Source organism: Lysinibacillus sp. BF-4 (assembly GCF_000743635.1).
In the GTDB taxonomy this organism is placed as follows: Bacteria; Bacillota; Bacilli; order Bacillales_A; family Planococcaceae; genus Metalysinibacillus; species Metalysinibacillus saudimassiliensis.
Map to the genome: position 1 here is coordinate 1 of NZ_JPUW01000013.1, position 24,070 is coordinate 24,070.

General features: G+C 40.6%; 30 protein-coding genes and 2 riboswitches. Of the genes, 22 read left to right on the top strand and 8 right to left on the bottom strand.

Annotated features, from left to right (window positions below; all coding sequences use genetic code 11):
* Positions 1-11: 11 nt before the first annotated feature.
* The 3 genes from CH76_RS06195 to CH76_RS06205 form a co-directional block, all read right to left on the bottom strand.
* Positions 12-401 (bottom strand): HsmA family protein, encoded by a 390-nt coding sequence (locus CH76_RS06195; protein WP_036144288.1) that lies wholly within the window; start codon positions 399-401, stop codon positions 12-14.
* An 85-nt stretch (positions 402-486) separates the two neighbouring features.
* Positions 487-1,488: an arsenic resistance protein gene (locus CH76_RS06200; RefSeq protein ID WP_369792367.1), complete on the bottom strand. Its 1,002-nt coding sequence runs from the start codon at positions 1,486-1,488 to the stop codon at positions 487-489.
* A 51-nt stretch (positions 1,489-1,539) separates the two neighbouring features.
* Complete coding sequence (locus CH76_RS06205; protein WP_235190367.1) at positions 1,540-1,974, bottom strand: DUF4395 domain-containing protein; 435 nt, start codon at positions 1,972-1,974, stop codon at positions 1,540-1,542.
* A gap of 131 nt (positions 1,975-2,105) precedes the next feature.
* Here CH76_RS06205 and CH76_RS06210 point away from each other — a divergent pair, with 131 nt between their 5' ends.
* The 20 genes from CH76_RS06210 (at position 2,106) to CH76_RS06305 (ending at position 17,391) form a co-directional block, all read left to right on the top strand.
* The gene (locus CH76_RS06210) at positions 2,106-2,681 is read left to right on the top strand and encodes a GNAT family N-acetyltransferase (RefSeq protein ID WP_369792368.1); all 576 of its coding nucleotides are present in this window, start codon (positions 2,106-2,108) and stop codon (positions 2,679-2,681) included.
* On the top strand, positions 2,662-3,117 hold the full coding sequence (locus tag CH76_RS06215; protein WP_036144292.1) for a methylated-DNA--[protein]-cysteine S-methyltransferase: 456 nt from the start codon (positions 2,662-2,664) through the stop codon (positions 3,115-3,117). Before CH76_RS06210 ends, CH76_RS06215 begins: the two co-directional genes overlap by 20 nt.
* Entirely contained in the window at positions 3,114-3,773 is a 660-nt protein-coding gene (locus CH76_RS06220) for a DNA alkylation repair protein (protein ID WP_036144293.1), read from the top strand. Before CH76_RS06215 ends, CH76_RS06220 begins: the two co-directional genes overlap by 4 nt.
* Positions 3,770-4,168 (top strand): NUDIX domain-containing protein, encoded by a 399-nt coding sequence (locus CH76_RS06225; RefSeq protein WP_036144296.1) that lies wholly within the window; start codon positions 3,770-3,772, stop codon positions 4,166-4,168. Before CH76_RS06220 ends, CH76_RS06225 begins: the two co-directional genes overlap by 4 nt.
* Positions 4,161-4,982 (top strand): putative RNA methyltransferase, encoded by an 822-nt coding sequence (locus CH76_RS06230; protein WP_036144298.1) that lies wholly within the window; start codon positions 4,161-4,163, stop codon positions 4,980-4,982. The genes CH76_RS06225 and CH76_RS06230 overlap by 8 nt, the downstream gene beginning before the upstream one ends.
* A gap of 121 nt (positions 4,983-5,103) precedes the next feature.
* Positions 5,104-5,289, top strand: a riboswitch (cobalamin riboswitch).
* Positions 5,290-5,410: 121 nt separating this feature from the next.
* Positions 5,411-7,039: a nickel ABC transporter substrate-binding protein gene (gene nikA / locus CH76_RS06235; protein ID WP_036144300.1), complete on the top strand. Its 1,629-nt coding sequence runs from the start codon at positions 5,411-5,413 to the stop codon at positions 7,037-7,039.
* Between the two features lie 54 nt (positions 7,040-7,093).
* Positions 7,094-8,038 carry a nickel ABC transporter permease gene (gene nikB / locus CH76_RS06240; protein WP_036144303.1) on the top strand — a complete coding sequence of 315 codons (945 nt, stop codon included), beginning with the start codon at positions 7,094-7,096 and terminating at the stop codon, positions 8,036-8,038.
* On the top strand, positions 8,035-8,862 hold the full coding sequence (gene nikC / locus CH76_RS06245) for a nickel transporter permease (RefSeq protein WP_036144305.1): 828 nt from the start codon (positions 8,035-8,037) through the stop codon (positions 8,860-8,862). The genes nikB and nikC overlap by 4 nt, the downstream gene beginning before the upstream one ends.
* A 12-nt stretch (positions 8,863-8,874) precedes the next feature.
* Complete coding sequence (locus CH76_RS06250) at positions 8,875-9,825, top strand: ABC transporter ATP-binding protein (protein WP_036144307.1); 951 nt, start codon at positions 8,875-8,877, stop codon at positions 9,823-9,825.
* Positions 9,822-10,589, top strand: coding sequence for a dipeptide/oligopeptide/nickel ABC transporter ATP-binding protein (locus CH76_RS06255; protein WP_036144309.1), 768 nt, complete (start codon positions 9,822-9,824; stop codon positions 10,587-10,589). Before CH76_RS06250 ends, CH76_RS06255 begins: the two co-directional genes overlap by 4 nt.
* A 132-nt stretch (positions 10,590-10,721) precedes the next feature.
* On the top strand, positions 10,722-11,687 hold the full coding sequence (locus CH76_RS06260) for an ABC transporter substrate-binding protein (RefSeq protein WP_036144311.1): 966 nt from the start codon (positions 10,722-10,724) through the stop codon (positions 11,685-11,687).
* A 1-nt stretch (position 11,688) separates the two neighbouring features.
* Positions 11,689-12,726 carry an iron ABC transporter permease gene (locus CH76_RS06265; RefSeq protein ID WP_036144313.1) on the top strand — a complete coding sequence of 346 codons (1,038 nt, stop codon included), beginning with the start codon at positions 11,689-11,691 and terminating at the stop codon, positions 12,724-12,726.
* Positions 12,713-13,498 carry an ABC transporter ATP-binding protein gene (locus CH76_RS06270; RefSeq protein WP_036144315.1) on the top strand — a complete coding sequence of 262 codons (786 nt, stop codon included), beginning with the start codon at positions 12,713-12,715 and terminating at the stop codon, positions 13,496-13,498. Before CH76_RS06265 ends, CH76_RS06270 begins: the two co-directional genes overlap by 14 nt.
* Positions 13,495-13,908, top strand: coding sequence for a hypothetical protein (locus CH76_RS06275; RefSeq protein ID WP_036144317.1), 414 nt, complete (start codon positions 13,495-13,497; stop codon positions 13,906-13,908). Before CH76_RS06270 ends, CH76_RS06275 begins: the two co-directional genes overlap by 4 nt.
* Entirely contained in the window at positions 13,905-14,222 is a 318-nt protein-coding gene (locus tag CH76_RS06280) for an antibiotic biosynthesis monooxygenase (protein ID WP_036144319.1), read from the top strand. Before CH76_RS06275 ends, CH76_RS06280 begins: the two co-directional genes overlap by 4 nt.
* 95 nt (positions 14,223-14,317) lie before the next feature.
* Complete coding sequence (locus tag CH76_RS06285; RefSeq protein ID WP_036144321.1) at positions 14,318-14,779, top strand: YbaK/EbsC family protein; 462 nt, start codon at positions 14,318-14,320, stop codon at positions 14,777-14,779.
* Positions 14,780-14,822: 43 nt separating this feature from the next.
* Positions 14,823-15,611: a YwqG family protein gene (locus CH76_RS06290; RefSeq protein ID WP_036144323.1), complete on the top strand. Its 789-nt coding sequence runs from the start codon at positions 14,823-14,825 to the stop codon at positions 15,609-15,611.
* 64 nt (positions 15,612-15,675) lie between these two features.
* Positions 15,676-16,302 (top strand): LysE family translocator, encoded by a 627-nt coding sequence (locus CH76_RS06295; RefSeq protein ID WP_036144325.1) that lies wholly within the window; start codon positions 15,676-15,678, stop codon positions 16,300-16,302.
* Complete coding sequence (locus CH76_RS06300) at positions 16,293-16,763, top strand: N-acetyltransferase (RefSeq protein ID WP_036144327.1); 471 nt, start codon at positions 16,293-16,295, stop codon at positions 16,761-16,763. Before CH76_RS06295 ends, CH76_RS06300 begins: the two co-directional genes overlap by 10 nt.
* A gap of 22 nt (positions 16,764-16,785) precedes the next feature.
* A complete protein-coding gene (locus CH76_RS06305) occupies positions 16,786-17,391 on the top strand; it encodes a nitroreductase family protein (RefSeq protein WP_081892640.1) in 606 nt (201 codons plus the stop codon).
* Positions 17,392-17,426: 35 nt separating this feature from the next.
* On the opposite strand, the gene CH76_RS06310 is transcribed toward CH76_RS06305, so the two are convergent.
* The 5 genes from CH76_RS06310 to CH76_RS06330 are packed head-to-tail and all read right to left on the bottom strand — an operon-like array spanning position 17,427 to position 21,049.
* Positions 17,427-18,443: a ThiF family adenylyltransferase gene (locus CH76_RS06310; protein WP_036144331.1), complete on the bottom strand. Its 1,017-nt coding sequence runs from the start codon at positions 18,441-18,443 to the stop codon at positions 17,427-17,429.
* Positions 18,440-19,204, bottom strand: coding sequence for a thiazole synthase (locus tag CH76_RS06315; RefSeq protein WP_036144403.1), 765 nt, complete (start codon positions 19,202-19,204; stop codon positions 18,440-18,442). The genes CH76_RS06310 and CH76_RS06315 overlap by 4 nt, the downstream gene beginning before the upstream one ends.
* Before the next feature lie 2 nt (positions 19,205-19,206).
* Positions 19,207-19,410: a sulfur carrier protein ThiS gene (thiS, locus tag CH76_RS06320; RefSeq protein WP_036144333.1), complete on the bottom strand. Its 204-nt coding sequence runs from the start codon at positions 19,408-19,410 to the stop codon at positions 19,207-19,209.
* 14 nt (positions 19,411-19,424) lie between these two features.
* A complete protein-coding gene (thiO, locus tag CH76_RS06325; protein WP_036144335.1) occupies positions 19,425-20,486 on the bottom strand; it encodes a glycine oxidase ThiO in 1,062 nt (353 codons plus the stop codon).
* Positions 20,487-20,497: 11 nt separating this feature from the next.
* On the bottom strand, positions 20,498-21,049 hold the full coding sequence (locus tag CH76_RS06330; protein WP_161769866.1) for a thiamine phosphate synthase: 552 nt from the start codon (positions 21,047-21,049) through the stop codon (positions 20,498-20,500).
* 45 nt (positions 21,050-21,094) lie between these two features.
* Positions 21,095-21,203: riboswitch (TPP riboswitch) on the bottom strand.
* Positions 21,204-21,318: 115 nt separating this feature from the next.
* Here CH76_RS06330 and copZ point away from each other — a divergent pair.
* Together copZ and CH76_RS06340 are read left to right on the top strand one after the other, a co-directional pair.
* Positions 21,319-21,525 carry a copper chaperone CopZ gene (gene copZ / locus CH76_RS06335; RefSeq protein WP_036144341.1) on the top strand — a complete coding sequence of 69 codons (207 nt, stop codon included), beginning with the start codon at positions 21,319-21,321 and terminating at the stop codon, positions 21,523-21,525.
* 54 nt (positions 21,526-21,579) lie between these two features.
* Positions 21,580-23,961 carry a heavy metal translocating P-type ATPase gene (locus CH76_RS06340; protein ID WP_036144344.1) on the top strand — a complete coding sequence of 794 codons (2,382 nt, stop codon included), beginning with the start codon at positions 21,580-21,582 and terminating at the stop codon, positions 23,959-23,961.
* Positions 23,962-24,070: the final 109 nt, after the last annotated feature.

Genomic DNA, 24,070 nt, shown 5'->3' on the forward strand with positions numbered 1-24,070 from the left:
CTTTTTGTTGTTTAACCAATGACACCTGTACCAAGTAAAATACCTAATACAAATGATACGACCCATAATGTCCAAACCCCAAGACTAAATTCGTGGAATTGGTGTTTTGCTTTTTCGTCGCCTTTATTATAAACCCAAATTGCCCAAATTAAATGAAATCCCATTAATACAAGAGCTGCGCCACCTGTGATTTGATGTAAACCAATTGTGCCGCCACCATCTTCAGCCGCAATACGATTCATTAGCGTTGTGCCAATTGTATCAAAGACAAGGCCACCCGCGAAGAATAGTAAATGCTTAAATTGAATTGTTCCGCTAAACTTTTCGCCGAACACCCCAATGCTGTACAAAATAAGGGCTACCACCATTGATGAAGAAGCAAAGATTAATAATGTGCTCATGTAAGTTCAACTCCGTTCTTAATTTATAGTTTTACTATAAATTACTAAAATGAACAGAATATGAACTTTACGTTGTAATTACCATTTATTTTAGTGCAGGCTTCATAGTAGGTGGTGTAGCGTCGCTTTCTTTAAACCAACGCTTTTTAGCGATTTGTGCATAGTTTGCGATAAATTGTTGTTGTACGATAAAGGCAAGCGTTACAATAAGTGCCGCTTCGGCTCCAAAAGATGTAGCTGCAATACCAATCGCTAGCGATAGATTACGTAGCACTGTACCGTTAACAAGTGCAATCCCGTCAGCACGGTTAAAGAATTTGGTAGCAACAACTGTACTGAGTGTAAAGTTGATAGCATAAAATAATAGCAATACTACGATGGCAATTGCAATAAGCTCAAGGTTTTGCACAATCATTGAAGCACGCATGCTCATACTTACAAAAACAACATATAACATTGCCCAAATACTAAGAGGGCCAAATTTTGGTTTAATATTTTTTTTGAAGTGCTCAAGTGAGTGTTTGCGTAAAATAGCCTTAAATGTTAAGTGACCAAGTAGCATTGGTAGGAAAACAACAATTAAAATCGTTTGCATCGTTTGCCATACATTAATTTCGATATACTGACCGACCATCATTAGTAAGTACCATGGTGTCACGATTGAGCCGATGAGTAGACCGAAAATCGTTAGTTTAACAGCTACACCCACATTCCCTTTTTGTAGCATTGTCCATGAAATGGTCATCCCACTTGTAGGAAGTAAAGCTGACAGTGCAAGCCCTGCAAACATTAACGGATGATCTTGTAAAAAAATCATGCCAAGGCCATAGGCAATTAACGGGATGATAACAAAGTTAATCACAACAGAATAAACCAATACGCGTGACCCTTGTGTAGAGGCAAGCTGCTTAAAGTTAAAGCCAACCATTGTGGCATAAATCATAATAATCGTACCAACTAATAAGGTAGGTTGTAAAAAAGAAGTATCTACAACATTACCAATAAGAAAGCCTAATACTAAAATGAGTGGCACACTCACTAGCATATATTTTTGTGGAAAGCGATAAATTTTCTGCGCTAAGCTCAATTGAATTTCCTCCTTTAAGTAAAATTGCCGACAAAAGCTGTCGGCAAGATGTTACGCATTTTTCGCCATTTTTCGGCGGTGTTTCCACATTTGATATTGGAAACGAATCCAGCAACCAATACAGAAGCCTGTTAACGCAATGCCTGAAGCGGCAATAACCATACCTGCAAAAATATAGCCTGCAACATTCCAACCTAAATAGAAGAATAATAAAGCAAGCCCTAATGAGATAGTTGCGATCCATTGGTTAAAGATTTGTTGGTCTTTATCTTCTGGGTGATAAGTGTGTAGTGGCTTGCGTAAAAACGGCTTACCTAACATAACGACAGGATTAACTTTAGTGATGACAGTAAACAACCCTAAAATAAAAGGGATAAATAAGATATTAGTATTCACAAAGACACCAAGCAGTGAAGTGACAACGATAAATACTTGGTTAGTTGTTACCAACGGTTTAGGAATACTATTAGGAATTTGTTGTGACAATGAATAAACCTCCAGTTTTTATACCTATAGGGGTATAAGTATTGTTATATAGACTATGAGGGATAACGATAAAAAAGTCAACTATATAAATTTCATTAGGTATAATAGAAAAAAAGAAGGTGGGGATGACTTTGACAACAGCTTTAGAAAATAATGTAGTACGTTTACGTCAAATGGTAAAAGAGGATGCTGAGGCATTATGGGAAATTGGTCAGGATGATCGCATTTGGACATATTTATCAATAACACCGCGTTCATTAGAGGCAATTGAAGTTTATATTAACGAGGCTTTGGCTAATCAAGCGGAATTTCCGATGGTTATTATTGATGCGACAACAAATAAAATTGTAGGCGCAACAAAATTTATGGATATTGACGCAAAAAACAAAACAGCAGAGATTGGTTTTACTTGGCTGACACCTTCAGCATGGGGCACAGCAATTAATCGTAATGCTAAATATTTATTGCTGAGTTATGCTTTTGAGCAATGGGGATTGCGACGTGTAACCATTAAAACAGATGCCGAAAATATTGCATCATGTAAAGCAATTGAAGCGATTGGTGCAACAAAGGAAGGCGTGCTACGTAATCATCGCATCCGCAAAGATGGCAAAAATCGTGATACAGCAATTTACAGTGTAATTGAAGAGGAGTGGCCACAAGTCAAAGTAAAGCTAGGTGAGCGTTGTGCTACAAAAAACGTATAATACAACAATTGGCAAGGTAACAATTGAAGCAACAGCACAAGCAGTAACAGCATTGTACACAGGTAACCCTAAGGAAGATATAACACAAGGAGAAAGTGCGGTTATGCAACAAGCCATTTGTGAGCTAACAGCTTATTTAAACGGTGATCTTCGAACGTTTACAACACCACTTGCACCGCAAGGCACAGATTTTCAACAGCGTGTATGGCAAGCACTACAGGCCATTCCTTATGGGCAGACTAAAAACTATAAGCAAGTAGCTGAGCTAATTGGTAATGCCAACGCTTCACGAGCAGTGGGCAATGCCAATAATAAAAATCCGATTTTAATTATGATTCCATGCCATCGTGTAATTGGTGCTAATGGTAAGTTGGTTGGCTACGGTGCAGGGCTACCATTAAAAGAACAGCTACTCAAGCTAGAAGGATATTTATGAGAGCCCAGTTAGAGCAATTAGCTGAGGAGGAGTACCGTGCTTTTACAGCTAAATTATTGCCAGGTGTTACAGATATTTTAGGCGTGCGTGTGCCAAAGCTACGCGCGTTAGCTAAGGATATCGCAAAGCGGCAGCCAGCGTATTTGCAAGTACAACCAACCTGTTTTGAAGAAACGATGTTGCAGGGTTTTGTGATTGGTTATTTACCTTATGATGAACAGCGCATTGCGGCGTTTGTTCCGTATATTACAAATTGGTCGCTTTGCGATAGCTTTTGTACAAGTTTAAAAAGTACAAAGGCACATCGTGAAGAAATGTGGCGATTTTTACAGCCATATTTTCGTTCTGATCAACCATATGCTATTCGTTTTGCGGTAGTAATGAGCCTAATGTATTTTATTGATGAGCACTATATTGAGCAGTTGTTTAGGCGTTATGACGCGATTACTAATGAGCATTACTATGTGCGAATGGCAGTCGCGTGGGCAGTATCTATGTGCTATGTAAAACAGCCAGTGCTAACTTATAGCTATTTACAGCAACATTCACTTGATGATCAAACGCATCGTATGACCATTCAAAAGATTATTGATTCGACGCGACCTACTAAGCAACAAAAGGCTGAGGTACGTGCGCTACGGAGGAGTAAAGCATGAAACATATTGGTGTCGGCGTAGGCGCTTTTATTTTAAATGAACATAATGAATTATTATTAGTACGCCGCAAAAAAGAGCCAGAGGCAGCGCATTGGAGTTTGCCAGGGGGCAAGGTAGAGCTAATGGAAACAATTGAGGATGCCACAGTACGTGAGATTAAAGAGGAGTTAGGTGTAACGATTACCCTCACAGGTTTGTTATGTGTAACTAATCATATTTTACCGCCAGCTACCCACTTTGTGGCACCCACTTTTATTGCGCGCATTATAAAAGGTACGGTAACAAATAGAGAGCCTCATGCAATTAGTGAAGTAGGCTTCTTTGCATTATCTCAATTACCAACGCCACTGACAGTAACAACACTAAATGCCTTAAAGGAGTTTAAGCATGACTAGAAAACAACAGCGCATTCATTTTGCACAGCAACATCAAACTTTATTACGTTGCCCGCTTTGCTATGAGCAGGTGGAAGTTAATGAAGCAAGCATGGTATGTGCTAATCGCCATACTTTTGATTTTACAAAGCAAGGCTATGTTAATTTAGCCCCGCAACGTACCGAAAATTTATATACCAAGGAATTATTTACTGCGCGTCGCATGATAATTGATAGTGGTTTTTATACACCGCTTCATCAAGAGCTAATTAAACTAGTAGCAGATGCTAAAGTCATTGCAGATTTAGGTTGTGGTGAGGGTACGCATTTACAACAACTATTACCAGAAGGTGCGCTAGGTATTGGTATTGACCTTGCCAAGGAGGGCGTTAAAATGGCAGCTAGCTATGACAACGTGCTATGGCAAGTTGCAGATTTAGCTAATATCCCATTAACAACAAGTAGTGTAGATGCGATTGTTAATATTTTATCTCCATCTAACTATAAGGAGTTTAAGCGTATTTTACGTGCAGACGGGCGCATGATTAAGGTAGTGCCAAGCGAAAATTATTTATACGAGTTACGTGAGGCTTTCTTTCCAGATAAGTCACCTTACTCTAACGCGACTATTGTTGAATTATTTGAGCAACAATTTGCACACACCAAAAAAATCACAGTACGTTATGAGCAACAGCTAACGGCTGAGTTAATGCGTATGTTAGTGGATATGACGCCGCTTACTCAAAACGTAGCGCGTGTGCAAAAGGAGCAATTTATTGCGAATCACTCGCATTGTATTACGCTAGAATTTGACATTCTTATTGGTAATGATTGATTATTTTGATTAGTTTGATAAGATAGTTATCTCTGCTTAGTTAATATTTCCTGCAAATAATAACAATAATTTGATATGGAATAATTAACATATTATCGTTATAATTGTCTAAGAGTAAATACGAATATTGTAGAAATTAGGTGCATTTATGCTACTATAAATGCTTAAAAGGGAAATCGGTGAAATTCCGATACGGTCCCGCCGCTGTAATGTGGAGTAAGGCGCAAAAAGTCACTAGCAATGCTGGGAAGACGCGTACTTATGTTGAAGCTAAGTCAGAAGACCTGCCTATTTTCAGATGCTGTTAACCTACGGGAGATAGGGGGGTATTGAAGTGCGATTATTACGAGTAATAGGGCGTTTCTAACCACCGTGGGTTAGAGGCGCTTTTTTCGTTTTGCAAAGCTAGAGTTAAAAGGAGAGAGAGCATGTTTTTACAACAAACAAAGCGTACGGTATTGTTGGCGCTACTTATGGTAGTGGCAGTAGTAATGGCAGCGTGTGGCGATAAAAAGAATGAAGCAGCCACTGCAGACAAAGATGAGGAACTAAAAAAAATTACTTTCTCATGGTCAGGGGATATTGGGGACTTAAACCCACATACTTATATGCCAAATGAATTTTTCTCACAGGCCATGGTTTATGAATCATTAGTATATTATGGTGAAGGCGGCGAGCTACAACCAGCTTTAGCAGAGTCTTGGGAAGTATCGGAGGATGGCAAGACGTATACCTTCCACCTACGTGAAAATGTAAAGTTTTCGGACGGCTCACCATTTAACGCAGAAGTAGCAAAGAAAAACTTTGATACAATTTTAGCTAACCGTCAACAACATGAGTGGGTAGAGCTTATTCATCAATTTGAGGATACAGAGGTTGTGGATGAGCATACTTTAAAAATGACATTGAAAAATGCGTATTACCCAGCATTACAGGAGTTAACGTATATTCGTCCGTTCCGATTTGTAGCAGAAACAGCTTTCCCTGAAAGTGGCGATACATTTAAAGATGGTTTAGTTGAACCAATTGGTACAGGACCATGGGTATTAAAAGAGCATAAGAAAGACCAGTATGCGACATTTGTACGCAATGATCACTATTGGGGTGAAAAACCAAAGCTAGACGAAGTAACAGTTAAAGTAATGACTGATGGTGAGTCGCGTGTACTAGCATTTGAAAAAGGTGAGCTTGATTTAATTTTTGGTAATGGTGTCATTAGCCAAGATTCTTTCCAATTTTTAAAAGATAGTGGCAAGTACGAAACAAAGCTATCAGAGCCAACCTCAACGCGTATGATTATGATGAACACGCAAAAGGAAGCAACAAAGGATAAGGATGTGCGCCTCGCGCTTAATCATGCCTTTAATAAAGAAGCGGTCATCGAAAATATTTTCTACAATACAGAGAAACAAGCAGATACATTATTCCCTAAAAATATCCCTTATGCGGATGTGGACTTACAGCCGTATACTTACAACTTAGAGCAAGCTAAAACATTATTAGATAAAGCAGGTTGGAAGGAAGTTAAGGGTAAAGAATTCCGCCAAAAAGACGGCAAGGAATTAACGCTAGATTTCCTTATTATGAGCACAGATAATGTACAAAAATCTGTAGCAGAGTATATGCAGGGCGATTACCGTAAGCTAGGTGTAAACGTAAACCTAATTAGCCAAGAGACAAATACATTTTGGGAAAAAGGCTTTGCGGGAGATTATGATATGATTTTCACTTACACATGGGCAGTACCATTTGACCCGCATTCGTATTTAGCGGCAATGACAACGCCATCTGATAATGGCGGACCAGATTATACAGCACAACTGGGGCTTGCGAATAAGGCCGATATTGATGCTAAGATTAAGCAAGTATTAGTAACAATTGATGAGCAAGAGCGTACGAAGCTATATGCTTCGATTTTAACTGATTTACATGATACAGCGATGTATATCCCTGTATCACATATTTCTAATATTGCGGTGTATCATAAAAACTTAACGGGCGTTGAATTTTTACCACAGCAAGAGGAAGTGCCGTTAAATAAAATTGATTTACAATAATCGTAAGGGAGCAGCGCAGCTTATGTGCTGCTCCTTTTTTGAAGGGAGCGTTTTATGTTTACATTAATAGTAAGGCGACTTTTTAGCTTAATACCAGTTTTGCTTGGCATCTCAATTATTACATTTTTATTATTACAGCTCATTCCAGGAGACCCTGTTATGGCTTACTTGCGTGCAGCAGGTATTCCCGCTGCAGACGAAACTGTCACAGCACTTCGCACAGAGTTAGGCTTAGACAAATCTTTACTAGCTCAATACAGTAGCTGGCTACTGCAAGTGATACAACTGGATTTTGGTACGTCTTTTTCGACAAAAGAGCCAGTATTTGATGAAATTATAAATCATATGATACCTACCATTCAGTTGACCGCAATGGCAATGTTATGGGTGCTTTTAATTGCGCTACCTTTAGGCATTTTATCAGCCGTATATAAGGGGAAATGGATTGATCGTTTTAGCCGTATTTTTGCTTTTGCGAGTGTGTCTATGCCAGCCTTTTGGTTAGGCTTTCTGCTAATTTATTTTTTAGCAGTTAAGCTAGATTTATTCCCTGTCTTTGGGCAGGGCTCATTTTTGCATGTGATTTTGCCATCCTTTACCTTAGCATTTGGTTATGTAGGTACTTATATGAGGTTATTGCGCGCAAGCATGCTCGAAAACTTAAATGAACCGTTTGTGTTATATGCGCGAGCGCGAGGTTTAAAGGAACGTGTTATTGTGCTACGCCACGTCGTGAAAATTTCGATTTTGCCTGTGTTAACGGGTCTTGGTATGAGCCTTGGCTATATGCTAGCGGGTGCTGTTATTGTCGAAACTGTTTTTGCATGGCCAGGCATGGGGCATTTATTTGTAGATGGTATTGCGACGCATGATTACCCTTTAATACAAGGGTGTGTACTCGTTATGGGTGTTATTTTTGTAACCTGTAACTTACTTGTGGATAGTATGTATAGCTTTATTGATCCACGAATTCGACAGCAGGGGGGGCGAATGATATGACAGGGTTAACAAAACGACTAGGGCAACATAAGCTAATGATGCTGAGTGGTAGTATTATTGCGGCTATGGTCATTATCGCCATCTTTGCACCTTTTCTAGCACCCAATGATCCTAATCTTGTAGACCTAGCATTAAAGCTACAAGGTCCAAGCACACAGTATCCGCTAGGTACAGACCATTTAGGGCGCTGCATTTTATCACGTCTATTATTTGGTACACAGGCCTCATTAGGTGTGGCAGTAGTAGTAATGGGTTTAACTGTCCTTATTAGTGTGCCATTAGGTATTTACGCGGGTTATAGAGGTGGCTGGTTTGATGCGGTATTTATGCGTATATGTGAAGTACTGCTAGCCTTTCCAAGCTTTTTATTAGCACTAGCGTTAATTGGATTTTTAGGGCCTAGCCTTATCAATTTAATTTTAGCGATGGTCATTGTGCAATGGGTATTTTATGCGCGTGTTATACGTGGGATGGTACTAAGTGCTAAAAAGCGCAACTTTGTATTATCTGCACAAATTAGTGGCACATCTCCGCTCAAGATTATTACGCGTCATATTTTCCCCACGGTTATTACGCAAGTGATTGTATTGATTTTTATGGACATTGGTGGGGTTATTTTAACGATTTCGGGATTGTCTTTTTTGGGACTCGGCATTCAGCCACCTAACCCTGAATGGGGCATGATGATTAATGATAGTAAGCCCTTCTTTCGTAATTACCCTGAGTTGATGCTCTATCCAGGGATTATGATTTTTCTTATTGTGGTAGCCTTTAATCTATTTGGCGAGGCGCTACGTGATGCACTTGATTTAAAAATGGAATAGGAGGCAAAAGCGATGAAACGTCTTGAAGTAAGCCACCTCACTGTAACAACGGGTGATATACCATTGGTTACAGATAGTAGCTTTACATTACGAGAGGGACAAGTGCTTGGGCTTGTTGGTGAGAGTGGCTCAGGTAAAACGATAACCAGCTTAGCGTTGTTAGGTCTATTACCAGAGAAGGTGCAAATGACAGCAGGTAGCATACAGCTAAATGGTCAGGAGATTAGCCATAACAGTAAGGAACAGTGGCGTAAATTACGTGGTGAGGCGATGGCGATTATTATGCAAAATCCTATGACAGCCTTTAACCCTGTACGTACGATTGAAAAGCATTTTATCGAAACACTACGCGCCCATAAAAAACTGACAAAGGCGGAGGCTTATGCGATTGCTCTTCAACATTTAGAAAAAGTTGAGTTGCGTAACCCGATGGAAATTATGAAACAATTCCCCTTTCAATTAAGTGGAGGTATGTTACAGCGCGTTATGATTGCTATTACATTAGCGCTACAACCAAGTGTCATTATTGCGGATGAGCCTACGACAGCATTAGATGCCACTAACCAACTACAAGTATTAAAACAACTAAAATTGTTACAGCAAAAAACAAATGTTGCGATGCTATTAATTTCACATGATTTAGGTGTCATCTCTTATTTGGCGCAAGATGTCATTGTTATGTATAACGGCTATATTGTAGAGCGTGCGCCAAAAGCTGAGCTTTTTACTAATCCACAGCACCCCTACACCAAACTGCTAATTGCTACACGCAAAGTTTTAAGTGATGGTACGGCGGCAAAGTTACCACCACATGATGTGACGCGTCCGCCAAAAACAACTGAGGTCACCTGTCCTTATATTGCTCGCTGTCCACTTGCAGACGCGAGTTGTAAGCAGCAGATTGAGATAGTAGCTATTACCGCACAGCATGAGGTGCGTTGCCAAAAGGTGGAGGTAGTATGACATTATTAGTAGTAGAACATCTACAAAAGAGCTACGCGCTTCGACATAAGGAACGCCTAACAGTAGCTAATGATATTTCGTTTGTACTAGAGGAAGGCAAGTGTCTTGGTTTAGTTGGCGAGAGTGGTTCAGGTAAAAGTACATTAGGCAAAATGATTTTAGCATTAGAACAGCCAGACGCAGGGCAAATTTTATTTGATGGTCAATCACTTCATGGTTTAAGTAATAACGCATTAAAGCAGGCACGCAAGCATATGCAAGTAGTATTTCAAGATAGTTATAGCGCCGTTAATCCACGTATGAATGCTCATGAAATTATTGCAGAGCCGATTCGTAATTTCGAAAAACTAACGAAAGCTGCCGAGCAACAACGTGTTGTAGATTTATTAGAGCTAGTAGGTTTGCGTGCAGAAGATGCTAAAAAATATCCACATCAATTTAGCGGTGGGCAATTACAACGTATTACCATTGCACGTGCGATTGCATTAAAGCCCAAATTAATTATTTTAGACGAGGCTGTCAGTGCACTCGATGTGTTAGTACAAGTGCAGATTTTAAATTTACTAGCGGAGCTAAAAGAGCGTTTTACCATTTCTTATATTTTTATTTCACATGATTTACAGGCGGTAAAATATATTGCAGATACATTAGCTGTAATGTACAGGGGTGAGATTATTGAGTGGTTAGATGATGCCAAACAAATCGAACAACTTAAGCATCCTGTGTCAAAAGCAATTGTAGATGCCATATTGCCAATAGGGTAATGGAAGAAGCTCAGTGAACGCTGAGCTTTTTTATTTTTCACATTTTTTCTCAACTATAAGTTGACAATGATAATCATTATCGGTAAAGTGGTGGTTGTAGTTGATAAAGATTATCAGTTGGGAGAGACGGAAATGAAAAAATACATACTTATGATGACAGCGCTGCTGTGCTTAGTTGTTTTGACAGCTTGCGGTGGAAAGAAAGAAGCAGCACAGAAAGAAGAGGAAGTTGATAAGGAAGAGCCTAAAGCAGAGGTTGTAGAGAAGTTAGAAGTAACAGATGCACTTGGCAATACGATTAGCTTTGATAAGGCTCCCGAAACATTTGCTGTTATGAGCGCGGGTGATATGGATATGCTATTAGCCGTAGATGCTAAAATTGTTGGACGTCCAAACGCACGTGGACCTGTAGATGAAAGTGTGAAAGATGTACAAGAAATTGGTAATCCTCATGAGCCAAACTTTGAACAAATCGCGGCAGTTGGTGCTGATGTATTAATTGCTAGTCCAAGCTTTGAGCGCCATGCAGCTAACATTGAGAAGCAAGGTACAAAGGTAGTTTATACAGAAGCCAATTCAATTCAAGATATTCAAGATACATTAACATTGTTTGGTAAGCTTGCAGGTAATGAAGATAAAGCAACTGAAATTAATGACAAGATAACAGCACAAGTGAAAGCAATCGAAGAAACAGCAGATGCTGGCGTTAAAACAATTTTAGTGTACGGTGCACCAGGTACTTACTTAGCGGCGCTACCTAACTCATTATCAGGTGATTTATTAGCGAAAGCAGGTGGCGAAAATATCGCTTCTGATTTCCCTAAAGAAGAAAAATACCCTAACTATGCTAGCTTAAGCGTAGAAAAAATTATTGAACGTAACCCTCAAGCTGTAATGTTAATTACACATGGTGAGCCAGAGGCAGTACGTGAAGCTTTTGAAAAAGAAATGGCGCAAAATGCGGCATGGAAAAACTTAGACGCTGTAAAAAATGGTAAAGTAACCATTTTACCTTCAGACTTATTTGGCACAAACCCAGGTACACATATCGTTGACGCGCTAGAAGAAATGCAGAAGCAATTAGAGGCGGTTAAGTAACATGACATTAGCTAGGCAAGCAAGGCTTGAGTCAACGACACACCCACTCGCTAAAAAACGAATGATTACACTCGTAACTTTAGTTGTACTGCTTATTGTAGCAACACTTGGTAGCTTAATGATTGGCCCTGTAAAGTTTACATTAGCAGAGGTTTGGCAGGGTATAACCGTTGAGGAGGATACATTAGCACGACGAATTGTTTGGGATTTACGCATTCCACGTGTGTTAATTGGTTTAATGGTTGGTATGTGTTTAGCGGTAGCGGGCTCCATTTTACAAGGCGTCATGCGTAACCCTCTCGCAGACCCAGGTATTATTGGTGTATCATCAGGCGCGGGTCTAGCAGCAGTATTTATTATGATTTTATATCCTATGTATATTTTATTTTTACCTTTAGCCGCCTTTGTAGGTGCATTAATTACAGCGCTTATTATTTATGCCCTGTCATGGAAGGACGGTGCATCACCTGTACGCATTATTTTAGTAGGTGTTGCGATCAACGCTATTATTGGCGCGGTTATGAGTGCGATGATGTTACTTTATAGCGATCGTGTACAGGCAGTACTCCCGTGGTTATCAGGCGGTATTGCGGGCACGGGTTGGCATCAAGTTAATATGGTTGTTTACTATGTGGTTGCTGCATTAATTTTATCGCTATTTTCTATTCGCCATATTCGTTTATTACGTTTAGGTGATGAGGTGGCAAAATTACTCGGACATAATGTAGAGCGTAGTCGTTTTATGTTAATTGTATTAAGTGCTTTACTTGCAGGTATAGCGGTTAGTGTATCCGGATTAATTGGTTTTGTCGGACTTGTTATACCACATATGCTACGTTTAATTATTGGTAATGACTATCGCTATTTATTACCAGCGGCGGCATTGGGTGGCGGTTTACTTGTTGTGGTAGCAGATACAATTGCACGCACAGCATTTGACCCAATTGAGCTACCCGTAGGTATTTTATTATCCTTTATTGGCGGACCATTTTTCTTATACATGATTCAAAAGAGGAGGGACAACGTTGCTGCAAACTAAACAATTATCGTTTCGTCAGCCGACATCATTTACATTACAAGTGGAAGATTTGCATATTAAAAAAGGTGAGATTGTTAGCCTTATCGGACCAAATGGCTCGGGTAAATCAACGCTGCTACGCTTGATTTCACGATTAATTAAGCCTCAACAAGGCAATGTCGTACTTGATGGTCACGATATTTATAGTTTAAAGAGCGTTGATGTCGCAAAGAAGTTAGCGATGCTACCTCAAATGCAAGATCATCAAATGGATGTTACGGTACGTGAGCTAATTGAATTTGGACGTTCACCTCACCGAAAAGGTCGGGGTATGTCACAGGAAGATCATGATATCGTAGCATGGGCTATGGGTGTGACAAAGCTTGAGCATTACGCTAACCGCTTATTGCCTTCACTATCAGGAGGCGAGCGACAGCGTGCTTGGATTGCGATGGCAGTGGCACAGCGACCTGATATTTTACTACTAGATGAACCTACAACTTTTTTAGATATTGCCCATCAGCTTGAAGTTATGGAGCTAGTGCATGAGCTAAATGAAACACTAGGTATGACGATTGTGATGGTGTTGCATGATATTAATCAAGCAGCCCAGTATAGCGATCGTTTAGTGGTATTAAAAAATGGCACTATTCAATATGACGGCATACCACAATGTGTATTATGCCGTGAGATGTTTCAATCCATTTTTGAAATTGATGCAGAGATTTATCAACAAAACGGACGTGCATTTTTTACACCGCAACGTTTAAACAAGGAGGCGTATCCATTATGATGAATGGCAACCCATTAGACAAAGAGCTAGTGCGTGAATTTATATTTGCGGCACATGGCGACTTTGCAAAGGTACAAGTATTATACGAGCAGGAGCCAGCTCTATTACATGCAGTAATGAATTGGGACACAGGTGACTGGGAGAGCGGTTTAGGAGCGGCAGCGCATACGGGGCGTCGAGATATTGCCTCGTTTTTATTAGCACGCGGTGCACGTATGGATATTTTTACAGCGGCAATGCTAGGGAACTTAGCAATTGTGCAAGCCATGATTGAGGCACAACCCGAAGCACTAACAGCGACAGGTGCACATGGCATCCCACTTTTACATCATGCAAAAATGGGTGGCGAGCAGGCACAACCTGTTTTTGATTACTTACAAACTAAAATGACAGAGGAGGCAACAGCATGATTGTTGCAATGAACACAATTCGTATTAAAAAAGGGCACGGCGAAGAAATTATCGAACGCTTTCAAAACCCTAAGGAAATTGGTAAGTTTGAAGGATTTTTAGGTTTAGAGGTCTTAAAGAAATTAAACGGTAAAGACGAAGACCAAATCCGTATTTGTACACGTTGGGTAGATGAGGCTTCATTTAATGTTTGGCTACATAGCCCAGAGTTTAAAGCAAGTCATAGTAAATCAGCAGAGGAACGTGAAAACAGCCCGCTGCTTGGTGCAGACTTTGCTTTACTAGAAGTTGCAATCAGCTCAGATAACAACTAATAACACGAACACGCATAGTTCAGACTAAAAGCACCTAGCTCCCTGGGTGCTTTTAGTGTATATTGAAAGAAATTTCAGAAAAGTGGGTGTTAGTTATGAAGGAAAGTGCAAAACAAGTGCAATTGTATTTACAGCAACAAGGGTTTACAAATGAAGTAATAGAGTTGCCAAGCAGTACCAGAACAGTGAAAGAGGCTGCAGAAGCAATTGGTTGCCATGAGGCACAGATTGCAAAATCAATCGTTTTTGATATTGGTGGTAGCGCACTGTTAGTTGTGGCAAGTGGTCTTAATCGTGTGAGTGAGGAGCGTGTAGCAACTTTTATTAAAGCACCTTTGGCTAAAGCTAATGTGGCATTTGTACGCGAGCATACAGGCTATGCTATTGGAGGTGTGCCGCCTGTAGCGCACAAATACCAACCGCGAATATTACTTGATGAAGATTTATGGAAGTACGAAACAATTTGGGCAGCAGCAGGACACCCGATGGCTGTTTTTCAATTAACACCAGACCAACTTTTACAACTAACACATGGTGAGGTTACAAAAATTAAATAATGTGCTAAAATAAGAACAAACGTTCTTTATAGGGGGCTATACAATGAAATTACCTACTGCACTAAAGCAATACGAGGCGACTTTACAAGCAACACTCCGACCAACAGTAACCATCACACCAACACCTGCAAAAACAGGCACACTAGAAAGCAAATTTGCAGGTAAACCTTATTGGTTAAAATCAGAGCCTTACCCAACAGCTAGTACTGGCGAGGCATTGCATTTATTGGCGCAATTAAATTTGTCAGCTATCCCCGTACCAGCACCATTCCCACAGCAAGGAATCTTGCAATTCTTTGTATTAAATGACGATCTTACTGGCTTAAATTTTGATGATATGTGTGAGCAAAAAGATTTTAGAGTAGTTTACCATGAACATATTGAGCAGGATGAAACAAAATGGTTTACGGCATTTGATACACTTAATTATGGTGAAGAAGAGGATTATTTCCCTATTCAAAAGGAATGTGCACTAGCCTTTCAATTGACCGAAACACCAATATCAACAAGCGATTATCGTTTTGATGAGTTACTTGGCATTGAAGATGTAAAGTATGATGTATATGAAGAGATTATTGATCCATATAACGAAGTAAATGGGGAGCAGGGCGCAAAAATTGGCGGCTACCCTTACTTCACACAGTGGGACCCGCGTGGTGAAGATGGTAATACAAAATACAGCCACAATGATATTTTACTACTGCAAATTGATTCGGATATGGATAACGGTATTTTATGGGGAGATTGCGGCGTGGCTAACTTCTTTATTGCAGAAGAAGATTTACGTGTATGTAACTTTGACCGTGTTTTATATAGCTGGGATTGTAGTTAAAAAAGAGGCGAGCGCGTCTCTTTTTTTGTGTATAATTTTTTTATAAACAGAAAGGAGTACAAACATGGGATTATATTTTACATACGTTGTACTCGGATTATCAATTGCCTTGCCGGTAGGTACAGTAACGATTGAAATGACGAAGCAAGGTTTAAAGAACGGTTTTATGCATGGCTGGGTAGTAGGGCTCGGCGGCATGACGATTGATTTATTGCTAATTGTGGCGCTATATTTTGGGCTAGCTTCAGTGTTAGCGCAACCCATTATTCAAAGCACGATGTGGTTAATTGGTGCTTTGTTTCTATTATATGTAGGTATTGATAGTATTAAGCATGCGAGTGATGATATTACGTTAGCAGGTGAGGCTAAAACGAAGTCTTTAGGTTCTTCCTACCGTAATGGCTTACTTGTAGCAGTGTCCCCAGGTAATTTAGTATTTTGGGTAAGTATTTTTGGCACGGTGCTCGCTAGCTCATTTGATGCGAGTGATAAGACAAGCTTTATTGTTGTAGGAGCGGGTATATTGACTGGTATACTACTACATGATATTGCCTTAATGGCAATTGTAGCGACAACGCGTCGCGCCATGAATAAAACAGCCATTATGTGGGTGTCTGTATTAGCAGGTTTTGTGCTAATTGGTTTTGCTGCATATTTCGGCTATGAATTTGGGAGAACGATATGGAACTAAAAAAAGTAACGACACAACGACAAGATTATGTACCACTATTATTATTAGCAGATGAAGACGAGGCTGTAGTTCATTCGTATTTACATGAAGGTGATTTATTTGAGTTGATTGAAGCGGGTGAGCGTATTGGTGTAGCGCTATGTATTGAGGCTGATGGTGCTATTGAGCTAAAAAATATTGCGATTGATGAGATGCATCAGGGGCGTGGCTATGGCAAATGGTTAGTTACGCAACTTTGTCGTCATTATAGCGAGTATGAGCGTGCTATTGTTGGTACAGCTAACTCAAGCATTGGTAATATTGCCTTCTACCAAAAGCTAGGTTTTACGCTTTATGATGTAAAGTGGCACTATTTTACGAAACATTATGCACAGCCTATTATTGAAGATCACATTCAAGCACAACATATGTTGATGTTTGAGCGCACTTTAATTGAAAATGGCAATTGCTCTTCGTTATAGTATAGACGAAGGGTGATGAAAAATTATGGAATTTACAACAGTCATTAATGAGCGCCGTTCGGCAAAAGATTTTGAGCCTAATGTGCCAATTAGTACAGAGCAACTTGAGGTTATGGTAGAAGAAGCGCAACTTGCGCCAACAGCATTTAATTTACAGCACGCCAAGTATGTTATTGTACGTGACGAAGCAGTCAAACAAGAGTTAAAAGAAGTTAGCCTTATGCAAGAAAAAATTACAAATGCATCTGCTGTAATCATTATTACAGGCGATGCGCAAGCCTATGATAATGTAGCAGAGATTTATGCACATACTTTGACAGGTGACGTGTTAACGATGAAAGAAGAAGTCATTCGTGATTTTTATGTACCAAGAGGTGAGAGTTTTGCGCGTGAGGAAGCCATTCGTAATGGTTCACTTGTAGCTATGCAGTTTATGCTTGTCGCAAAATCATACGGCTGGGACACATGCCCAATGATTGGCTTTGATAAAATTGAGGTACGTCGTATTTTAGACATCCCTGCAAATGAAGAAATCGTCATGATGATTACGTTAGGTAAAGCTGTGCCAATGGACGAGTACCCGCGCGGTTATCGTAAACCAGCACAGGAAGTTATTCGTTATAAATAAATAAAAGGGATTGCGGCTCATCGCAATCCCTTTTGTTATGCAAAGTATTGGTAATAAATCTTTTTAGCTTCAGTAACATCAGCTGTACCGTGTACAAAAACACGTCCATCACGAAAGGCTGTTAGTGTATAGCCTGTCACTTTAAACGTCAGTAAAAATTCGTTGTGATGTGTAATCGTTGCGCCCGTTAACTTGTTAGCTAGCATAGTTAGGTCACGTGTTGTATGGGTTGGTCGTATTTGTACCGTATCACGCCCACATAAAGATGCAAAGCGTGTAGTAGCATCTTGCTGTAAAAATGGATAGCTTGGTGAAGTACCGCAAGTCGGACAATCGTCTTTTTTTAAGCTAGCTACATCCATAGAGGAAAATGTGTTTTGCCAAACATCTAAGGAAAACACCGTGCCTCGCATAGCCTCTCTGTTACTTGTTAAATATTTCAACGCTTCAGCAACCTGCATAGCTGCAGTAATTTGAGAGGCTGAAGCTAAAATGCCAACTGTGTCACAGGTTGGGCCACTCGTAGGTAAGCCACCCATAATACAGTGTAAGCATGGTGTTTGGTTGGGCTCAATAAATAATGATAAACTGCTTGCGCCTACGCATGCGCCGTAAATCCACGGTACTTGGTGTTTGTGTGCCATATCATTAATGATAAAACGTGTATCAAAGTTATCCGTACCATCAAAAATAAGGTCAATTGTCTCCGTAGTTAACAGTTGTTCTAAAAAATGCACAGTAGCTTCTTGGTCATAAGCATAAACCTGTACATCTGCATTAACGGTAAGTAGTCGCTGCTTTGCAGCACTTGCTTTAGGTAGCCGCTTCACTACATCGCGCTCCGTATACAATGTTTGCCGCTGAAGATTAGATAAATCTACAAAATCACGATCAACTATCGAGATTTTACCAATGCCTGCTCGCGCAAGTAAGTCGGCTGTAGGTGCGCCAAGTGCGCCTGCACCAATAATGAGTACATGCTTTGTAGCAAGCGCTGCCTGACCGACCTCGCCGATAGGTGTAAAGCGCTCCTGTCTTGAGTAGCGCGTCATTTACTTAGACCTTCAAGAGGGCTTGAGGCTGTCGCATACGTTTTTTTGGTAATGCGCCCAGCTTCAAAACTTTCACGACCTGCGATTATCGCATGCTTCATAGCAGAAGCCATTTTAACAGGCTGTTTTGCCAAAGCAACTGCAGTATTAAGCAATACGGCATCTGCGCCTAGCTCCATCGCTTGAGCGGCATCCATGGCTGAACCAATACCAGCATCAACAATTACAGGTACCGTAGCTTGCTCAATAATGAAGCGGAGATTAACAGGGTTAATAATACCAAGCCCTGAGCCAATTGGTGAAGCACCCGGCATAATTGCGTGACAGCCTAGCTCTTGTAAACGTTTTGCGAGCAGTACATCGTCTGATGTGTAAGGTAAGACAATAAAACCCTCAGCTAATAACATTTCTGTAGCGCGTAATGTTTCGACAGGGTCAGGTAGTAGTGTTTTGTCACAGCCAATAATTTCAACCTTAATCATATCGCATAAACCAGAGGCCTTAGCTAGACGTGCAATACGCACAGCCTCCTCAGCATTTTTAGCACCTGCCGTATTAGGCAAGAGTTTAAAGTTTTTAACGTCAATTTGTTCTAAAAAATTAGGTTGTGTGGGTTCAAAAATATTCATACGACGTACAGCAAAGGTGAGCACTTCTGTTTCTGAGATGGTGACTGCCTCTTTTTGTGTAGCAAAGTCAGGGAATTTGCCTGTGCCTAAAAATAAACGAGAATTGAATGTATATGGTCCAATAGTAAACATCATTAACCGCCTCCTACAAATTGTACAATTTCGATATAGTCATCTTGTTTAATAGCGGTGTTATCTCGTACCGCTCGGTCTAAAATAATGCGATTTAATTCCACAATCGCAAGTTCTGCATTGAGTTGTAAATGGGTTAACAGTTCACCGATGTTTGTAACTGTTGATGGTACTGTAACCTCATGGCCATTAATCGTCAGTTGCATCCCCTCATCCCTCCTTATATAAAACGATATGGTGAAAATGGTGCGAGGCGTTGCTGAGCATTTACGTCACCGATTAAAGCCTCGCTCACTAGTTTTCCTGTAATTGCGCTCAGTAAAATCCCGTTACGGTAATGTCCTGTGCAACAATAAATATGTGGTGAAATCGCGCCTATTATTGGCAATTCATCTATTGTTTGAGGGCGAACACCGCACCAAGTTTCGATGATTTGAGCGTGCTTAAGGCTAGGCATCATAGCGATTGCGCGCGTTAATAATGATTGAATGCCGCCTGCTGTTACGCCTGCATCAGACTGATGAGGATAGCTTGTTGCACCGATTAGTACCTCATTATTTTTTTTAGGCACAATATAACAGCCGTCTGCTGCAAATATAGTGGTGCGAGGGGCACGTTGTACACGCAACATCATGCATTCGCCCTTAACAGGATACATAGGTAACTGCGGTACTAACTGTTTGCTCCAAGCACCAGCGGCAACAATGAGGTGTTGGTAGTGATAGTGCCCATTGTCTGTCGTTAATGTAGCAGTATTAATTTTACGTACATGCTCGGCAATAATTGTGCCCCCAAGTAGTTGTACTGCCTTTGTTAAAGCCTTTGTGAGCTGACGCGCCTTTACTTGGTGGTCACCAGTAATATGGATGCCTTGCCCTAAGTCGCTCATAAGTGGCTCGACCTCATTTGCTTTACGCCATAGTACAGGCGTTGCCGGTTGGGTAGTTAAAAATTGATATTGTTGAGTTAGGCTAGGCATATCACTAGGTTGCGTGGCTACTTTTAATAGCCCAGATGGGATTAGCTCAACATCAATACCTGTTAAAGCATCAAGCTCTGTAGCGAGTACGCTATGTTGCGCACGACTTTCAATAGCTAAATCAAATAAAGGTGAAGGCTCGCTAAATTCATTTTGCCCGCCAAGCATACCGCCTGCTGCAAGTGAAGCTGTCGTTGGCCCTGTCACATTAAAAATAGTAACGCTAAAGTTTTTCTTTAATAGCTCATAGGCGATGCTTAAGCCAATAACACCGCCCCCAATAATGGTGTAATCCGTTTGCATACCAACTCTCCTCAGTTAAAAAACATTGAAATTGCCGCAAATCCGCTTGCGCCTGTTGAGGGAAGTAAATGCTGGTTGGTTTTGGTTATACCGCCAAGCGCAATTACAGGTAACGTAGTTATTGCACATACCTCACGTAATGCTTGAAGCCCACGTGGTGGCATACCCTGTTTAGAGCTTGAAGGAAAAATATGAGAGAAGTAAATATAATCAAGTGCACGCGTTTCACAGCTAAGTGCTTCTTGTATACTATGCGTGGACTGCCCGCATAAAAAGGGAAAGTCATTGCCATTAATGTTAGCGTCCGCTGCAAAATGACAGCCAAGTAACTGAAAGTGCTCTGCAAGTTGCGGTGCACTATGCACAATTAATTTTTTAGCATCTGCACCTCGTGTTAGTAAAGTTGCAATCCCATTTGCGAGTTGTTGTGTTGTGAGTTGTTTTTCACGTAGTACAACAGCATCAACTTGCGGTAAAACGTTAAGAATTTGCGTGATGCTGGCCTCTGTAAAACCTACCCCTTTAGTAATCGCATGCTGCATATTATCTCCCTTTCTCCACAAAAAAGCCACTTCTCCCAAGGGAAAAGTGGCATGAAAATCCATATCAAAAAAACCGTACCACTTTCCTACGCCAGTATCATCTGGATCAGGTTCCAGGAATCCCAAAGTCACACTTTGATCTCAGCCTTTATAAAAGGCACCTCCAGTGGATTGCTATGCAATTATATTTAATTTACCACACTGCCTATTATTTTGCGAGTTAGAGTTTTTGACATACGTACGAGGGGTATGTTAAATTGGGAGTAGAAGTAAAAAAGGAGGTTGTTAGTATGGAAACAATTACACTTAATGTACAGGGTATGTCTTGTGGTCACTGCGTCAATGCTGTCGAAACAAGCGTTGGTAAAATAGACGGTGTATCTTCAGTAAAAGTAGATTTAGATGCAGCAAAAGTAGAGGTTGCTTTTGATGATGCTAAAACATCACAGCAAGCTATCGCTAATGAGATTGAAGACCAAGGATATGACGTAGTATAAGCGTGCTCTCGTAGCACGTTTTCTTTTTAGCTAAATGAGAGAGGAGTGAGGGATATGACACAAAAAGAAGCAACATTAAAAATTACAGGTATGACTTGTGCCGCTTGTTCGAACCGTATTGAAAAAGGTTTGTCACGACTTGAAGGTGTGGATGAGGCGACGATTAATTTAGCCCTAGAGCAAGGGCAATTAAAATATGACGCAAGTGTAGTGGATGAAGCTACTATTATTAAAAAGGTGCAAGCCTTAGGCTATGACGTAGTAACGGAGCATGCAGAGTTCGATGTTGTTGGCATGACCTGTGCTGCTTGTGCCAATCGTATCGAAAAACGTTTAAACCGTATGGATGGTGTGCAAAGTGCACCTGTAAATTTTGCGCTTGAAACAGTAAGTGTAGCTTATAACCCTGCGGAAGTTTCGATGAGTGATATGGAGCAAGTCATTACAAAGTTAGGCTTTACCTTAAAGCCAAAACAACAAGAGCAGCACACCGATCATCGCCAAGTAGAGATTAAAAAACAAACGCGTAAATTTATACTATCACTGATATTAGCACTTCCACTATTGTGGACGATGGTCGCGCATTTTAGCTTTACACGTTTTATTTGGGTGCCAGATGTATTAATGAACCCATGGGTGCAAATGGCACTCGCAACACCAATTCAATTTATTATTGGTTGGCAGTTTTATGAGGGTGCATATAAAGCATTGCGTAATAAAAGTGCCAATATGGATGTGCTTGTTGCACTTGGTACATCAGCGGCTTATTTTTACAGTGTGTATTTAGCTTTTAGTGGGCAACATGAGGCGCTTTATTTTGAAACAAGTGCAGTATTAATTACATTAATTATTTTGGGTAAATTATTTGAGGCGCGTGCTAAAGGTCGTTCGTCAGAGGCCATCAAAAAGCTGATGGGACTGCAAGCAAAAGAGGCAACGGTTATCCGCGAGGGGCAAGCAATGCGCATTGCCATTAGTGAGGTTGTACTTGGTGATATTGTACAGGTAAAGCCCGGCGAAAAAATCCCTATAGATGGTGAAATTATAAGTGGTGCATCCGCTGTAGATGAGTCAATGCTAACGGGTGAAAGTGTACCTGTGGATAAAAAAGCAGGTGACCATGTTATTGGTGCAACCCTTAATAAAAACGGTGCGCTACAAGTGAAAGCAACAAGTATTGGGCGTAATACAGCACTCGCTCAAATTATTAAAGTGGTTGAAGAAGCGCAAGGCTCTAAAGCACCGATTCAACGTATGGCAGATGTTATCTCAGGTATATTTGTACCAATTGTTGTAGGGCTAGCTGTTATTACCTTCATGGTATGGTACTTTGCAGTGACACCTGGCGATTTTGCAAATTCACTTGAAAAATTTATTGCAGTATTAGTGATTGCTTGCCCATGTGCGCTTGGTTTAGCTACACCAACATCTATCATGGCAGGCTCTGGTCGTGCCGCAGAGTTTGGGATTTTATTTAAAGGTGGCGAGCATTTAGAGGCAACTCAAGCAATTGATACTGTCGTTTTAGATAAAACGGGGACCGTAACAAACGGTAAACCAGTGTTAACAGATGTGGTTGCGCTTGGTGATGAAGTAACACTACTAAGCTATGTTGGTGCTGCCGAGCAATTATCTGAGCACCCGCTAGCGCAAGCTATTATTGAGGGCATCGAAGCAAAAGGTGTGCGTTATAATGAACCAACACAGTTCGAAGCACTTGTTGGTTATGGTGTACGCGCTGTAGTGGATAATAAAGAGGTACTCGTAGGTACACGTCGCCTTATGGACAATCATGCGATTGAGGTACAGGATACAACAGCCATGCAGGCCTTTGAACAACAAGGCAAGACAACAATGATTGTAGCGATTGATGGCGTGTACGCTGGACTTATTGCCGTAGCAGATACAGTTAGGGATACATCTAAAGCAACAATTAAGCGTCTGCACGCAATGGGGCTAGATGTTGTGATGATGACAGGTGATAACGAACATACGGCTAAAGCAATTGCCGAACAGGTTGGCATTACACATGTTATTGCGGAGGTTTTACCAGAAGGTAAGGCGGATGAAGTACGTAAACTCCAAGCGCTTAACAAAAAAGTAGCAATGGTGGGCGATGGTATTAATGATGCACCAGCACTAGCCACAGCCAATATTGGTATGGCTATTGGTACAGGCGCTGATGTGGCTATGGAGGCAGCGGATATTACGCTAATGCGCGGAGATTTAAACGGGATTGCGGATGCTATTGTGATGAGTAAAAAAACAATGGCAAATATTAAGCAAAATTTATTTTGGGCACTTGCTTATAATAGCATTGGTATTCCAATTGCAGCGTCAGGCTTCCTAGCACCATGGGTAGCAGGTGCGGCAATGGCCTTTAGTTCTGTCTCTGTTGTCTTAAACGCACTTCGTCTACAACGTGTAAAATTATAAAGTATAAGGAAATGCGCGAAAGCGTGTTTCCTTATTTTTTTTACGAAAAATTAACGAACGAGCATTGTACTAAAAAGGTGATAGTGCTAGTCTTGAAGAGAATCACAAA

What these genes read in the sequence shown, in the direction of transcription:
- CH76_RS06195 (WP_036144288.1), bottom strand. Translation starts at nt 401, where the DNA reads ATGAGCACATTATTAATCTTTGCTTCTTCATCAATGGTGGTAGCCCTT.
- nikC (WP_036144305.1), top strand. Translation starts at nt 8,035, where the DNA reads ATGACAGGGTTAACAAAACGACTAGGGCAACATAAGCTAATGATGCTG.
- CH76_RS06265 (WP_036144313.1), top strand. Translation starts at nt 11,689, where the DNA reads ATGACATTAGCTAGGCAAGCAAGGCTTGAGTCAACGACACACCCACTC.
- CH76_RS06280 (WP_036144319.1), top strand. Translation starts at nt 13,905, where the DNA reads ATGATTGTTGCAATGAACACAATTCGTATTAAAAAAGGGCACGGCGAA.
- CH76_RS06295 (WP_036144325.1), top strand. Translation starts at nt 15,676, where the DNA reads ATGGGATTATATTTTACATACGTTGTACTCGGATTATCAATTGCCTTG.
- CH76_RS06225 (WP_036144296.1), top strand. Translation starts at nt 3,770, where the DNA reads ATGAAACATATTGGTGTCGGCGTAGGCGCTTTTATTTTAAATGAACAT.
- CH76_RS06220 (WP_036144293.1), top strand. Translation starts at nt 3,114, where the DNA reads ATGAGAGCCCAGTTAGAGCAATTAGCTGAGGAGGAGTACCGTGCTTTT.
- CH76_RS06275 (WP_036144317.1), top strand. Translation starts at nt 13,495, where the DNA reads ATGATGAATGGCAACCCATTAGACAAAGAGCTAGTGCGTGAATTTATA.
- CH76_RS06290 (WP_036144323.1), top strand. Translation starts at nt 14,823, where the DNA reads ATGAAATTACCTACTGCACTAAAGCAATACGAGGCGACTTTACAAGCA.
- CH76_RS06315 (WP_036144403.1), bottom strand. Translation starts at nt 19,204, where the DNA reads ATGTTTACTATTGGACCATATACATTCAATTCTCGTTTATTTTTAGGC.
- CH76_RS06285 (WP_036144321.1), top strand. Translation starts at nt 14,318, where the DNA reads ATGAAGGAAAGTGCAAAACAAGTGCAATTGTATTTACAGCAACAAGGG.
- CH76_RS06260 (WP_036144311.1), top strand. Translation starts at nt 10,722, where the DNA reads ATGAAAAAATACATACTTATGATGACAGCGCTGCTGTGCTTAGTTGTT.
- CH76_RS06230 (WP_036144298.1), top strand. Translation starts at nt 4,161, where the DNA reads ATGACTAGAAAACAACAGCGCATTCATTTTGCACAGCAACATCAAACT.
- CH76_RS06300 (WP_036144327.1), top strand. Translation starts at nt 16,293, where the DNA reads ATGGAACTAAAAAAAGTAACGACACAACGACAAGATTATGTACCACTA.
- thiO (WP_036144335.1), bottom strand. Translation starts at nt 20,486, where the DNA reads ATGCAAACGGATTACACCATTATTGGGGGCGGTGTTATTGGCTTAAGC.
- nikA (WP_036144300.1), top strand. Translation starts at nt 5,411, where the DNA reads ATGTTTTTACAACAAACAAAGCGTACGGTATTGTTGGCGCTACTTATG.
- nikB (WP_036144303.1), top strand. Translation starts at nt 7,094, where the DNA reads ATGTTTACATTAATAGTAAGGCGACTTTTTAGCTTAATACCAGTTTTG.
- CH76_RS06255 (WP_036144309.1), top strand. Translation starts at nt 9,822, where the DNA reads ATGACATTATTAGTAGTAGAACATCTACAAAAGAGCTACGCGCTTCGA.
- copZ (WP_036144341.1), top strand. Translation starts at nt 21,319, where the DNA reads ATGGAAACAATTACACTTAATGTACAGGGTATGTCTTGTGGTCACTGC.
- thiS (WP_036144333.1), bottom strand. Translation starts at nt 19,410, where the DNA reads ATGCAACTGACGATTAATGGCCATGAGGTTACAGTACCATCAACAGTT.
- CH76_RS06250 (WP_036144307.1), top strand. Translation starts at nt 8,875, where the DNA reads ATGAAACGTCTTGAAGTAAGCCACCTCACTGTAACAACGGGTGATATA.
- CH76_RS06310 (WP_036144331.1), bottom strand. Translation starts at nt 18,443, where the DNA reads ATGACGCGCTACTCAAGACAGGAGCGCTTTACACCTATCGGCGAGGTC.
- CH76_RS06340 (WP_036144344.1), top strand. Translation starts at nt 21,580, where the DNA reads ATGACACAAAAAGAAGCAACATTAAAAATTACAGGTATGACTTGTGCC.